Origin of the sequence: Rhodovulum kholense, assembly GCF_003053725.1 — a bacterium.
GTDB lineage: Bacteria > Pseudomonadota > Alphaproteobacteria > Rhodobacterales > Rhodobacteraceae > Rhodovulum > Rhodovulum kholense.
Genome location: NZ_QAYC01000016.1, coordinates 22,540 through 36,077, shown reverse-complemented (window position 1 = coordinate 36,077; position 13,538 = coordinate 22,540). Strand labels below are relative to the sequence as shown.

At 66.9% G+C, this 13,538-nt stretch carries 12 protein-coding genes and 1 tRNA gene; 7 read left to right on the top strand and 6 right to left on the bottom strand.

Translation table 11 applies throughout. The annotated features are described in order from the left end of the window. Positions 1–2: 2 nt before the first annotated feature. From gpmI to C8N38_RS17125, 5 genes are all read right to left on the bottom strand, one after another. The gene (gene gpmI / locus C8N38_RS17145) at positions 3–1,523 is read right to left on the bottom strand and encodes a 2,3-bisphosphoglycerate-independent phosphoglycerate mutase (RefSeq protein ID WP_108028365.1); all 1,521 of its coding nucleotides are present in this window, start codon (positions 1,521–1,523) and stop codon (positions 3–5) included. Positions 1,524–1,713: 190 nt separating this feature from the next. After that, the gene (rlmH, locus tag C8N38_RS17140; RefSeq protein ID WP_108028418.1) at positions 1,714–2,184 is read right to left on the bottom strand and encodes a 23S rRNA (pseudouridine(1915)-N(3))-methyltransferase RlmH; all 471 of its coding nucleotides are present in this window, start codon (positions 2,182–2,184) and stop codon (positions 1,714–1,716) included. Then, positions 2,184–2,561, bottom strand: a complete 378-nt coding sequence (gene rsfS / locus C8N38_RS17135; RefSeq protein WP_181498069.1) for a ribosome silencing factor — start codon at positions 2,559–2,561, stop codon at positions 2,184–2,186. The genes rlmH and rsfS overlap by 1 nt, the downstream gene beginning before the upstream one ends. Positions 2,562–2,710: 149 nt before the next feature. After that, positions 2,711–3,319, bottom strand: coding sequence for an SOUL family heme-binding protein (locus C8N38_RS17130; protein ID WP_108028364.1), 609 nt, complete (start codon positions 3,317–3,319; stop codon positions 2,711–2,713). Between the two features lie 33 nt (positions 3,320–3,352). Beyond that, entirely contained in the window at positions 3,353–4,678 is a 1,326-nt protein-coding gene (locus tag C8N38_RS17125) for a mechanosensitive ion channel family protein (protein ID WP_108028363.1), read from the bottom strand. Positions 4,679–5,248: 570 nt separating this feature from the next. Between C8N38_RS17125 and leuC the strand changes: the two genes are divergently transcribed. From leuC to C8N38_RS17085, 7 genes are all read left to right on the top strand, one after another. Continuing rightward, positions 5,249–6,664: a 3-isopropylmalate dehydratase large subunit gene (gene leuC / locus C8N38_RS17115; protein WP_108028361.1), complete on the top strand. Its 1,416-nt coding sequence runs from the start codon at positions 5,249–5,251 to the stop codon at positions 6,662–6,664. Positions 6,665–6,811: 147 nt separating this feature from the next. Then, entirely contained in the window at positions 6,812–7,345 is a 534-nt protein-coding gene (locus C8N38_RS17110) for an HdeD family acid-resistance protein (RefSeq protein ID WP_108028360.1), read from the top strand. A gap of 59 nt (positions 7,346–7,404) precedes the next feature. Further along, positions 7,405–8,010, top strand: coding sequence for a 3-isopropylmalate dehydratase small subunit (gene leuD / locus C8N38_RS17105; protein WP_108028359.1), 606 nt, complete (start codon positions 7,405–7,407; stop codon positions 8,008–8,010). Between the two features lie 5 nt (positions 8,011–8,015). Continuing rightward, positions 8,016–9,116, top strand: a complete 1,101-nt coding sequence (locus C8N38_RS17100) for an endonuclease/exonuclease/phosphatase family protein (protein WP_108028358.1) — start codon at positions 8,016–8,018, stop codon at positions 9,114–9,116. A 58-nt stretch (positions 9,117–9,174) separates the two neighbouring features. After that, positions 9,175–10,278 carry a 3-isopropylmalate dehydrogenase gene (gene leuB / locus C8N38_RS17095; RefSeq protein WP_108028357.1) on the top strand — a complete coding sequence of 368 codons (1,104 nt, stop codon included), beginning with the start codon at positions 9,175–9,177 and terminating at the stop codon, positions 10,276–10,278. A gap of 120 nt (positions 10,279–10,398) precedes the next feature. After that, positions 10,399–11,349 (top strand): DMT family transporter, encoded by a 951-nt coding sequence (locus tag C8N38_RS17090; RefSeq protein WP_158272376.1) that lies wholly within the window; start codon positions 10,399–10,401, stop codon positions 11,347–11,349. A gap of 47 nt (positions 11,350–11,396) precedes the next feature. Then, positions 11,397–11,473: transfer RNA gene (locus C8N38_RS17085), tRNA-Pro, on the top strand. A 268-nt stretch (positions 11,474–11,741) separates the two neighbouring features. Here C8N38_RS17085 and C8N38_RS17080 read toward each other — a convergent pair. Next, positions 11,742–13,520 carry a PTS fructose-like transporter subunit IIB gene (locus C8N38_RS17080; protein ID WP_108028355.1) on the bottom strand — a complete coding sequence of 593 codons (1,779 nt, stop codon included), beginning with the start codon at positions 13,518–13,520 and terminating at the stop codon, positions 11,742–11,744. Between the last annotated feature and the right edge of the window lie 18 nt (positions 13,521–13,538).

The following is a 13,538-nucleotide window of genomic DNA, read 5'->3' as shown; positions in this document are numbered from 1 at the left end:
TCTCACACGCCGATCAGGGTTTCGCCCGTCATCTCGGGCGGTTTCGGCAGGTTCATCAGCTCCAGAACGGTCGGCGCCAGATCGGCCAGCCGCCCGTTGCGAAGCCGCGCACCCTCGGGCCCGCCGACCAGAATCACCGGCACCGGGTTCAGGGTATGCGCGGTATGCGGGCCGCCCGTCGCCGGGTCGATCAGGGTCTCGCAATTGCCGTGATCGGCGGTGACGATCATCGCACCGCCCGCCGCCGCAAGCGCCTCGAGTGCGCGGCCGAGATTGCGGTCCACCGCCTCGCAAGCCTTCATGGCCGCCGACAGGATGCCGGTATGGCCGACCATGTCGGGATTGGCGAAGTTCACGACGATCAGGTCATAGCCCTTGCCGATGGCCTCGACCAGCTTGTCGCCGACCGCCTCGGCCGACATCTCGGGCGCCAGGTCATAGGTCGCGACCTTCGGGCTTGGCGGCATGAAGCGGTCCTCGCCCACTTCGGGCGCTTCCTTGCCGCCGTTCAGGAAGAAGGTGACATGGGGGTATTTCTCGGTCTCGGCCAGCCGGAACTGGGTCAGCCCCTGCTTGGCGACCCATTCGCCCAGGGTGTTGACGATCTTGCGCTTGGGAAAGACTGTGTCCATCCAGGCGTTGTGCTCGACCGAATATTCGACCATCCCCAGCAGCGCGGCGAGCTGCGGCCGGGTCCCGGTATCGAAACTGTCGAAATCGGGCTGGGCGAAGGCGCGCAGGATCTCGCGGGCGCGGTCGGCCCGGAAATTGAGACAGAAGAGTCCGTCGCCATCCTTGATGCCGTCATGGCCCGCGACCACCGAGGGGTGGATGAACTCGTCGGTCTCGCCGCGATCATAGGCCTTCTGCACGGCCTCTTCGGCGCTGGCGACCTCTTCGCCAAGGCCGTTGGCCATGGCGTGATAGGCGAGCTTGACCCGTTCCCAGCGATTGTCGCGGTCCATCGCATAATAGCGCCCGATCACGGTGGCGATATGCGCGCCCTCGGGCAGGCCCTCTGCAAGTTCGGGGATGAAGCGGTCGGCCGATTGCGGCGGCACGTCACGCCCGTCGGTCAGGGCATGGATGGCAACCGGGACGCCTGCCTCGGCGATGCAGCGGGCGGCTGCGAGGATATGGGCGATGTGGCCATGCACCCCGCCATCGGACACAAGCCCCAGCAGATGCGCCGTGCCGCCCGAGGCCTTCATCTTGTCGATGAAGCCGGTCAGGGCGGGTTGCCGGAAGAAGCTGCCATCCTCGATCGACAGGTCGATCTGGCCCAGATCCATCGCCACCACCCGGCCGGCACCGATATTGGTATGGCCGACCTCGGAATTGCCCATCTGCCCCGTCGGCAAGCCGACATCGGGCCCGAAGGTGGTCAGGATCGCATTGGGGCAGGTCTGCATCAGCCGGTCGAAATTGGGCGTCTCGGCCAGCAGCGGGGCATTGTCGTCATGGGTGGGGCCGATGCCCCAGCCATCGAGAATGCACAGAATGACGGGTTTCGGTGTGGTCATGGCAAAAGCACCCTTCTGCAGTTGCGCCCCTTCTAGAAGGCACGGGGCCAGAGGACAACAGCGGCCGTCGATGGCAGCCTGTCACACGGGCGCTTCCGGGGCGAGTTGCAAATGCGGCCGAACGGCATCCCGGTGGCCACTGGCCGCGCCCTGCGGGCGCGGGAAGGGGGTATTTGGGCCAAGAAGAAGATCAGACGCGGTGATAGGGCAGACCGGCAAGGATACTGGCGGCGCGGTACAGTTGTTCGCTGAGCATGGCACGGGCCAGCATATGGGGCCAGACCATCGGCCCAAAGGACAGCACCGCGTCGGCCCGGGCGACCAGAGCCGGATCGAGCCCGTCGGCGCCGCCGATCAGGAAGGCCGCATCCCCCCGGCCGGCATCGCGCCAGCGCGCCAGCAGATCGGCGAAATCGGGCGAGGCGAGGGTCCGGCCGCGTTCGTCGAGGGCACAGATCGCAGCGCCCTGCGGCAGGGCGCGGTCCAGAAGCGCCGCCTCGGCGGCCGGGCCGCCGCCCTTGCGGTCCTCGACTTCGGCGAAGGTCAGCGGGCCGAGCCCGAGGCTCCGGCCGGTCCGGTCGAACCGGGCGGTGTAATCCTCGATCAGGTCGCGCTCGGGGCCCTTGCGCAGGCGCCCCACGGCGCAGACATGGACGCGCATCAGGCGCGGGCGGAGTTCATCGCGCCGGCGGGCATCCACATCTTCTCGAGCTGGTAGAACTCGCGGACCTCGGGACGGAAGACGTGCACGATCACGTCGCCCACATCGATCAGCACCCAGTCGCCCTGATCCTTCCCCTCGATCTTGCAGCTGCGGCCCAGATCCTCCTTGAGGCGGTCCTTCAGCTTTTCGGCGATGGCCGAGACCTGCCGGGTCGAACGGCCGGAACATATGACCATGTAATCGGCCACGCTGGACTTGCCGCGCAGGTCGATACGGACCACGTCTTCGGCCTTGTCGTCGTCGAGGGAGGCGAGGATGCGATCGAGGAGCTCTTCACTCGACACATCCGGAAGCAGCGCGTTCATCGCTGCCATTGCTGCGGCCCCGTCAAAGGCCACCTCAAGATTGTGAGACAGGACATTGTCCTCCTACGCGGCGCGCCGTCGGTGCCCCGGCGCTGGGCATAGGTCATATCTAGCATCCCTGGGTTAAAATCTCAATGCGCGCTGCAGGCGGAGCGGCGTCATGGCGCCACAAGGTAGCCGACCTCGTTGCGCCGGTTCCAGGGCATGGTGAAAGGGTCGTCGTAGAACATCAGCCGGGCGGGCCCGGTCAGGTGCAGGCCCCGCGCCTTGCCCTCGGCCACCAGATCGCGCCCGGCGGCGTTCAGCTTCTCGGCCGTGGCGCGGCCGGAAAAGCGCAGGACAAGAAGGGTTTCGGGCGGCAGACGCCGCAGCCGGACCCAGGATTTCGTCGGCTCGGGCAGGGTCTCAGGCGTCGCGTCCTCGGGCATCGTAAAGCGGATTGCCCAGCCACGATCGGTCCGGGTCTGGCCCACCGGCACGGTCATGGCGATCTTTTCGCCCGCCGCATTCTCGCCGAAAATGTAATGGGCCAGCTCGCTGAAGCCGCGATTTATGGCGGCAAAGCGCGTCCCGTCGACGATGACCTCGGCGATGGTGCGGGCGGGATAGTGGCGCAGCTCGACGGCGCCCATCTGGCGCTCGGCCCGGTAGGGCACCTCGGGATAGCCCCGATAGCTGTCGGCGCGGACGAGGTTTGCGGCCAGGGTCGCGGCCAGGGCGAGACCTGATAAAAAGACGGGGCCTGACAAACGAACGGGACGGGGCATCGGACGGGACTCCTTTGGCGGAACGGGGGGCTGTCAGTCGGGCGGAGCGGCGGCGAGGCGGCTGCCGGGCAGGATTTTCACCTCGCGCTGCGGGAAGGGAATGGTGATGTCGTTGGCCTGGAACGCGTCCCAGAGCGCCAGAAAGACCGCGCCCCGGACATTGGTCAGGCCCTCGCTGGGATCGACGATCCAGAACCGCAGGATGTAGTCGACCGAACTGTCGCCGAAGCCCACGATATGGCATACGGGCGGCCTGTCGGCCAGCACCCGGGGCACGCTGGCCGCCGCCTCGACCGCCAGCCGACGCACCCGGTGCGGGTCGTCCGCATAGGCAGTGCCGAAAAAGATGTCGAGCCGGACAAATTCGTTGGAATGGGACCAGTTGACCACCTGGCTGGTGATCAGATCCTCGTTCGGGATCAGGTATTCCTTGCCCTCGCGGGTGACGACCGAGACATAGCGTGCGCCCAGCGCGTTGATCCAGCCAAAGGTGTCGCCCAGCGAGATCACGTCGCCCGGCTTGACCGACTTGTCGAGCAGGATGATGACGCCCGAGACGAGGTTCGAGACAACCTTCTGCAACCCGAAGCCCAGGCCCACACCGATGGCGCCCGACAGCACCGCCAGCCCGGTCAGGTCGAAGCCCGCGAGCTTGAGCCCCAGAAACACCGCCGCGCCGTAAAGGCATAGCTGCAAGAGCTTGACGATCAGCACCCGCATCGAGGGCGAGATGTCGTCGTCCCGCCGGATGCGGGCCGCCGAGGTGGTGGCGATCAGCCGGGCGCCGGTGAAAAGCACGCCGGTCACCACCGCGGCCCTGAGCAGGGTCAGCGCCGAAAGCTGCAGATCGCCCATGCCCAGCCGGACCGAGTCGAGCAGCGCCGCCGCCTCTTCGGTCAGGCCGACGACATAAAGCGTGACATAGACCCAGAGCCCCCAGGTCACGAGGCGCCGCAGAAAGGGGTTGCGCACCAGCCGCGCGGCAAGCCCCACGAACAGCCAGGCCGTCGCCAGCGTCGCGCCGATGGCCACCAGATAGCTGCGCGAGGGCCAGGTCACCTCGCGCATGGCCCAGACCGTGACCCAGGCAAGGATGACCAGCAGGATGATCCGCAGCCGCCGCAGCAGGATCAGCCCGGTGCGGAACCGCCACATCGGCCAGCCCTCGCGCGCCCGAAGCCAGCCGTAGAGCCGTCCGTAAAGCGCCCAGGCGCCCAGCTGGGCCAGCGCAAACAGCCCCAGCAGGATGCCGATCTGATAAAGCCGCCAGCCCGGCCGGGTCAGGCTTTGGAAGAAACCCCTGCCCTGCTCGGCCAAGGCCTGCAATTCCTGCAGGATCGGAGTCGGATCGCTCTCCATCGGGCCTCCTTTCCCCAAGATTAGGTCAGGAAGGCGGAAAACCAAACGCCTCATGCAGTCAGGCCGCCCTTGGATTTCCTCGCCCCGAACAGAGCGAAACCGTTTGATCCGGGACTAGTTTTTGCCCTTCTTGCCTTTCGGCGCCACGGTTTGCTTATAAGTTGTCGCGGGAGCGGACCTGACCTTGGCATTCGAAACGAACTGCCCGGTCTTCGCGCTCTTGTTCACTGTCTTCGGAGCCATCGGATCACCTCTCTGGATAACAGAAGAACGATGATGTATTCCCTTACGTAAATCAATAGATCTTGGGCTTTTACCCCATATATAGGTGACCATACCTCCGGCCCGCCAAGATGAAGACCACGAAGCGACGTGCCGGCAAGCGCATGCCCTTGATCGACGCGGGGCAAAGGAGTATCCCAGCGGCATGAAACGCGTCTTCGACATGGACGACCGCGCGCGCCTGCCCTGGCGATTCTTCGGCGCGACCCGATCGGTGCTCGCCCGCCTTTGAGGCGGCGTCAGCACCCGTTTCTCCATTTGCCAAGTGACATAGCCGCGGAGAATTCCATGACCGGCAAGACCCTCTATGACAAGCTGTGGGATGCCCACCTGGTCGACCAGGCCGAGGACGGCACCTGCCTTCTGTATATCGACCGCCATCTCGTGCATGAGGTGACGAGCCCACAAGCCTTCGAAGGCCTGCGGATGTCGGGCCGCACCGTGCGCGCGCCCGAAAAGACCATCGCCGTGCCAGATCACAACGTGCCCACCACCGAAGGGCGCGAGACGAAGATCGACAACGAGGAAAGCCGCATCCAGGTCGAGGCGCTCGACAAGAACGCGCGCGATTTCGGCGTGGTCTATTACCCGGTCTCGGATATCCGGCAGGGGATCGTGCATATCGTCGGCCCCGAACAGGGCTGGACCCTGCCCGGCATGACCGTTGTCTGCGGCGACAGCCATACCGCGACCCATGGCGCCTTCGGGGCGCTGGCGCACGGGATCGGCACCTCCGAGGTCGAACATGTTCTGGCCACCCAGACGCTGATCCAGAAGAAGTCGAAGAACATGAAGGTCGAGATCACCGGCACCCTGCCGCCGGGCGTCACGGCCAAGGACATCACCCTTGCGGTGATCGGCAAGACCGGCACCGCGGGCGGCACCGGCTATGTCATCGAATATTGCGGCGAAGCGATCCGCGCGCTTTCGATGGAAGGCCGGATGACGGTCTGCAACATGGCGATCGAGGGCGGCGCGCGCGCGGGCCTGATCGCGCCCGACGACACCACCTTCGACTACGTCAAGGGCCGCCCCCATGCGCCGAAGGGCGCGCAATGGGAAGCCGCGCTGACCTGGTGGAAGACGCTCAAATCCGACGACAACGCCCATTGGGACAAGGTCGTGACCATCCGCGCCGAGGACATCGCCCCCGTGGTGACCTGGGGCACCTCGCCCGAGGACGTGCTGCCGATCACCGGCACCGTGCCCGCGCCCGGGGACTTCCAGGGCGGCAAGGTCGAGGCCGCGCGCCGGTCGCTCGACTATATGGGGCTGAAACCCGGCACGCCGCTGACCGAGATCAAGGTCGATGCGGTCTTCATCGGGTCCTGCACGAATGGCCGGATCGAGGATCTGCGCGCCGCGGCCGAAATCCTGAAGGGCAAGACACTGGCGCCGGGCGTGCGCGGCATGGTCGTGCCGGGTTCGGGGCTGGTGCGGGCGCAGGCCGAGGAAGAGGGGCTCGACAAGGTCTTTACCGAGGCGGGCTTCGAATGGCGGCTTGCCGGCTGTTCGATGTGTCTGGGCATGAACCCCGACCAGCTGGCGCCGGGCGAACGCTGTGCCGCCACCTCGAACCGCAACTTCGAGGGCCGCATGGGCCGGGGCGGGCGCACCCATCTGATGAGCCCGGTCATGGCCGCGGCGGCGGCGGTCACGGGGCACCTGACCGACGTGCGCGAACTGCTGGCCGAAACGGTCTGAACCGGAGGCGCGGAAGACAATGACGGGCCGGACCCCTCCCCTTAGACAGGCGGCCCTTGCGGCCGTCGGGCGGGGTCCGTGCGCGGGAACCCATCGGTCGCCCGGACCGTTGATGTGGAGACAAACTCTCACATCGAGGAGGTTCCCATGAGAAACTGGCTCATCTACACGCTGATCGGCGTCGTGCTGCTGATCGGCGGGATCGTGGCGCTGGCCAACCCCTTCGCCGCCACCATCGCGGCCACCCAGATCGTCGGCATCGTCTTTCTGCTCGCCGGTCTGATCCAGATGATCACGGTGATGCGGGGCGGACCCGACAGTCACCGCTGGCTCAACGGCTTCGTCGGCATTCTGTTCCTGCTGGCGGGCCTGTCGATCCTGATCAACCCGCTGGTCGGCGCGGCCTGGATGACGCTGCTGCTGGGGCTTCTCTTCGTCGTGATGGGGGCCATGCGCCTGATGCTGTCCTTCACCTTCCGCGACACCGGCCTTTTCTGGCTGCTGCTTCTGACCGGGGCGGCATCCATCCTGATCGGGGTCCTGATCTTCTCGAACTTCTTCGCCGCGGCCACCACGCTTCTGGGGATGCTGGTCGGGCTCGAGCTGCTTCTGGACGGGATCGGGCTGATGGCCTTCGGGATCGCCGCGCGGCGGCCCCGCCATGTTGAAACACCTGCCTGACGCGACCGCCTGACCGGACCCCGGGGGCGGCGCGGAAGGCGCTAGGAGATCTGAGACGAATGGAAAAGTTCGAGAAGCTCACCGGCATCGCCGCGCCGCTGGATCTGGTCAACATCGACACCGACATGATCATCCCCAAGCAGTACCTCAAGACGATCAAGCGCGAGGGGCTGGGGGTGAACCTGTTCGACGAGATGCGCTACGATCAGGACGGCAATGAAAACCCCGATTTCGTGCTGAACAAGCCCGCCTATCGCGAGACCCAGATCCTTGTCGCGGGCGACAATTTCGGCTGCGGGTCCTCGCGCGAACACGCCCCCTGGGCGATCAAGGATTTCGGCATCCGCTGCGTGATCGCACCCAGCTTTGCCGACATCTTCTTCAACAACTGCTTCAAGAATGGCATCCTGCCGATCCCGCTGCCGCAAGAGCAGGTCGACATCCTGATGAAGGATGCCGAGAAGGGCGCCAATGCCCGGATGACGGTCGATCTGGAAAACCAGACGATCACCACCTCGGACGGGGTCGAGATTGCCTTCGAGGTCGACCCGTTCCGCAAGCACTGCCTGCTGGAAGGGCTCGACGATATCGGCCTGACGCTCAACAAGGCGACCGCCATCGACGGCTTCGAGTCGAAGATGGCCCAGGACCGGCCCTGGGTCTGACCCGGATGCGCAGGCCCGCCGCGTTCGTGCCGGGCCTGCTTGCCGTCTTTCTTGCCCTTCCCGCCGCAGCCGATCTGCGCGTGGCCAGCTATAACGCCGAGCTCTCCCGCAAGGGGCCGGGGCTTTTGTTGCGCGATATCCTGTCGCGCAAGGACGACCAGGTGGCGGCGGTGGTCGAGGTGATCGCCGCCGCCCGGCCCGACATCCTCGCGCTGCAGGGGATCGATTACGACCTCGACGGGCTGGCGCTGACAGCGCTGGCGGATCTGCTGCGCGCCCGCGATCTGGACTATCCCCATCGCTTTGCACTGAGCCCCAATACCGGTCTGCGCAGCGGCCTCGATCTCGACGGGGACGGCCGCACGGGCGGGCCGGGCGATGCCCAGGGCTTTGGCTATTTCGCCGGACAGGACGGCATGGCGATCCTGTCGCGCTTTCCCATCCTGACCGAAGAGGTGCGCGATTTCTCGGCGCTACTCTGGCGCGACCTGCCCGGCGCGACCCTGCCCGAGACTGACGGCGCCCCCTTCCCCTCGCCCGAGGCGCAGGCGGTGCAGCGCCTCTCGACCACCGGGCATTGGGACGTGCCGGTCGATCTGGGCGGCACCGTCCTGCACCTGCTGACCTTCCATGCCACGCCGCCCGTCTTCGACGGCCCAGAGGACCGCAACGGGCTGCGAAACCGCGACGAGCTTCGGCTCTGGACGCTCTATCTCGACGGCGCGCTGGATCTGCCGCCGCCCGATGGCCCCTTTGTGGTTCTGGGCGATGCCAATCTCGACCCCGAGGATGGCCACGGGCGCAGCGCCGCGATGCGGGCCTTCCTGGCCGATCCGCGCCTGACCGATCCCCTGCCCGAAAGCGCGGGCGCCGCCGCCGCGCCGCAAACCGGCGCCAACGCCGCCCAGCGGGGCGTGCCGGCCCGCGACACCGCCGAATGGGACGACAACAGCCCCGGGAACCTGCGCGTCGATTACGTTCTGCCCTCTGCCGCGATCCCCGTCACCGGCGCGGGCGTCTTCTGGCCCGCCGCCGGCCCGCTGGCCGAAACGGTCCGCACGGCCTCGCGCCACCGCCTCGTCTGGGCGGATCTCGCCCTGCCTTGACGGGCCAAATCCGGCCCGCTACCCCGATTTCAACCCTTCACGACAAGGACATCCGCATATGACGAACACGCTTCTGATCCTGCCCGGCGACGGCATCGGCCCCGAGGTGATGGCCGAGGTCCACCGGATCATCGACTGGTACGGCACGAAACGCGACCTCAAGTTCGACGTGACCGAGGATCTGGTCGGCGGCGCGGCCTATGACGCCCATGGCAAGCCGCTGTCGGATGCCACCATGGCCAAGGCGCAAGAGGTCGACGCGGTGCTTCTGGGCGCGGTCGGCGGCCCGCAATACGACAAACTCGATTTCAGCCTGAAGCCCGAGCGCGGCCTGCTGCGGCTCCGCAAGGAGATGGATCTTTTCGCCAACCTCCGCCCCGCGCAATGCTTCGACGCGCTGGCCGATTTCTCGTCGCTGAAACGCGACGTGGTCTCGGGGCTCGACATCATGATCGTGCGCGAGCTGACCTCGGGCATCTATTTCGGCGAGCCCCGCGGCATCATCGAGGAAGGCGGCCAGCGCGTCGGCCTGAACACCCAGCGCTATACCGAAGCCGAGATCGACCGCGTAGCGCGTTCGGCCTTTGAGCTGGCGCGGAAGCGCGGCAACAAGGTCTGCTCGATGGAGAAGGCCAATGTGATGGAATCGGGCATCCTCTGGCGCGAGGTGGTCCAGAAGGTCCATGACGAAAGCTATCCCGATGTCGAGCTCAGCCACATGTACGCCGATGCGGGCGGCATGCAGCTTTGCCGCTGGCCGAAACAGTTCGACGTGATCCTGACCGACAATCTCTTCGGCGACCTGCTGTCGGACGTGGCCGCGATGCTGACCGGCTCGCTGGGCATGCTGCCCTCGGCCAGCCTCGGCGCACCGATGGAAAACGGCCGGCCCAAGGCGATGTACGAACCCGTTCACGGCTCGGCCCCCGACATCGCGGGTCAGGGCAAGGCCAACCCGATCGCCTGCATCCTGAGCTTTGCCATGGCGCTGCGCTATTCCTTCGACGAAGGCGCCGAGGCGACCCGTCTGGAAAAGGCGGTCGAGAAGGTGCTGGCAGACGGCGTCCGCACCGCCGATCTGATGGGGGCCGAGGGCGGCACCCCGGTCTCGACCTCGCGGATGGGCGACGCGATCCTCGCCGCGCTCGACGCGAGCCTCTGATCCGGCCGATGGCAGGGCGCGTCCCGGGCGCGCCCTGCCATCGGCCCCGGCGCGACCGGGCTTGAACCCTGACGGCAAATGCCGAAGGGTGGTCGGGCAAGTCTCTCACGAGCATGTCCCATGGCCGCATCGACTGCCCGGGGCGCGGGGTTCGCGCTGGCAGGTTTCGCCGTCTATTCCTGCCACGATGCCGTGGTGAAGGGGCTCGGCGCCCATTACGACGCGATCCAGATCCTTTTCTTCAGCGCGCTTCTGGGCTTTCCGCTGATCACGCTGATCCTGATCCGCGAGGGCGAGGGCGGCAGCCTCTGGCCGCGCCGCCCGGGCTGGACCGCGCTGCGCACCGTCGCGGTGATGCTGAACATCCTGATGGCGTTTTATGCCTTCTCGGCGATTCCCCTGGCCGAAACCTACGCGATCATCTTCTCGACACCGCTGATCATCACCGCGCTCTCGGTGCCGATCCTCGGCGAACGAGTCGGCCCCCGGCGCTGGGCGGCGGTGGTGCTGGGGCTGATCGGCGTGTTGATCGTGCTGCGCCCCTGGGGCACGTCGGACCTGAGCTTCGGCCATCTCGCCGCCCTCATCTCGGCGGGCAGCAGCGCGCTGGTCTCGGTGATCGTGCGCAAGATCGGCAACGAGGAACGCAGCGTGGTGCTGTTGCTCTATCCGCTCCTGGCCAACGTGGTCTTGATGGGCTGCCTGCTGCCGGTCGTCTACCGGCCGATGCCGGTCGCCCATCTGGGCGCCATGGCGCTGGTCGCCATCGGGGCGCTGAGCGCCATGTGGCTGATGATAAACGCCTATCGCGCCTCCGAGGCGGCGACGGTGGCGCCGATGCAATATTCGCAGATGATCTGGGCGGTGCTGATCGGCTATCTGGTCTTCGACGAGATTCCGGATGCCGCCACGCTGATCGGCGCGGCCGTGATCGCGACCAGCGGCTCGATCGTGTTCCTGCGCGAAGGCCGCGCGCAGGTCTCGGAAAACCAGCCCGCGCTTCATGCCACCGACCGCGCCGGAGTCGCCCCGGACCCGGTGCTTCTGGGTGTCGAAGAGACCCCGGAATGACCTCTTGCCAAAGCCTGCGGACCGCGTTAAGTCCCCCGTCACGCGGTCGGAGTGTAGCTCAGCCTGGTAGAGCACTGTCTTCGGGAGGCAGGGGCCGGAGGTTCGAATCCTCTCACTCCGACCAATAAAATCAAGGGCTTGGAGATTTTCGAAATCTCAAGCCGCAAAGAACCCCCTCATTTTCAGCCGTCCATGACCTTCGCCGGTGCTTCGAGGAAGCTCGGGTGATCGCGCTGGCTGTCCGATTCGAGCAAGGCTTCGGTCCCCGCAGCATCCGCCAGCGGGGCGCGTGCGCGCCTCACCCAGATCGTCACCGCTTTTCGTGAAGCGGCGGAGGTCCAAACCGCTCAGTCATGACGGCGATCGGTCGAGTGCGGCGGGCCATAAGGTACTCAGGCCGGTGACGAAGCCTGCCGGGCGATGGGCCGCTTCAGCACCGCCAGCAGCGCCGTCGTGACCAGCGTCCCCACCAAGATGGCGACGGCATAGCCGACGAGGTTCGTTACCGCATTCGGGATCGCGAGGACGAAGATCCCGCCATGGGGCGCCACCAGCTTGCAGCCCAGCAGCATCGACAGGGCGCCGGTGATGGCCGAGCCCACCACGATGGCCGGAATGACGCGGGTCGGGTCCTTGGCGGCGAAGGGAATGGCGCCCTCGGTGATGAAGGACAGCCCCAGCACCGCAGCCGCCCCGCCCGCCTTGCGTTCTTCGGGGCTGAACCGGTTGCGCGCGACCAGCGTGGCCAGCGCGAGGCCCAGCGGCGGCGTCATGCCCGCCGCCATCACCGCTGCCATCGGCGCATAGGTTTCCGAGGTCAGCAGACCGACCGCGAAGGTATAGGCCGCCTTGTTGATCGGTCCGCCCATGTCGATGGCCATCATGCCGCCGAGGATCAGCCCGAAGGCCAGCGCGTTGGTGGTGCCGAGCCCCTGAAGGAAATCGGTCATCGCCGCAAGGATCGCGGCGACCGGCGTGCCGACGACATAGACCATCACGAGACCGGTGATCAGGGTAGACAGCAGCGGCAGGATCAGCACCGGCTTGAGGCCCTCAAGCGTCTGCGGCAGCCGGATCGTGTCGCGCAGCCAGCGCGCGGTGTAGCCCGCCAGAAAGCCCGCCACGATGCCGCCCAGAAAACCCGCCTGAAGGTTGATCGCCAGCATGCCGCCGATCAGCCCCGGCGTCAGGCCGGGCCGGTCGGCGATGGAATAGGCGATGAACCCTGCCAGCACCGGCACCATCAGCTGGAAGGCCGCGCCGCCGCCAATGGACATCAGCGCGGCGGGCAGCGTGCCCTCTTCCTCGAAGGCGTTGATACCGAAGACGAAGGACAGCGCGATCAGAAGCCCGCCGGCGACCACGATGGGCAGCATGTAGGACACGCCGGTCAGCAGATGCTGATAGGGGCCAGTGCCCTGCGAGGCCTTGCGCGCGGCCTTGGCCTGTCGGACCGTGTCGGCATAGCCCGCCTCGCCCGCCCCGGCCCCGCCGAGGATCTCGCCCTCGGCCAGCGCCTCGTCCAGCACCTCCGCCGCCCGCTTGACCGCGGCGCCGACGCTGGTGCGGTAGACCTTCTTGCCCCGGAACCGGGTGTCATCCACATGGGTGTCGGCCGCGATCACCACCAGATCGGCCTCGGCGATCTGCGCCTCGGTCAGGGCATTCTGGGACCCGACCGAGCCCTGGGTCTCGACCGCGATCTCGTAGCCCCTCGCCTGGGCCGCTTTCTTCAGCCCGTCGGCCGCCATGAAGGTGTGGGCGATGCCCGTGGGGCAGGAGGTCACCGCCACCACCTTCAGCCCGGCAGGCGCGGCGGCAGCGGGTGCGGATGCGGCAGCGGGCGTCTCCTGCGCCGGAGCGTCGGCCAGCGCGGCCAGCGCCGCGTCGATCACCCCCGCGGTGTCGCGGATCGCCCGGCTGGTCGAGGTCGCGCAGATCGGCTTGCCCGCGAAGCGCACCGCATCGACATGGATGTCGGCCGCGATCAGGACCACGTCGGCCGCAGCGATCTCGTCTGCGGTCAGGGCGCGCTCGACGCCCTGCGCGCTTTGCCGCTCGACCCGGATGTCATGACCCGCAAGCCGCGCGGTCTCTTCCAGCGCCTCGGCCGCCATGTGGGTATGCGCGATTCCCGTAGGGCAGGCCGTCACGGCAACGATTTTCGTCATGGGTCTCCTCCCGCTGTG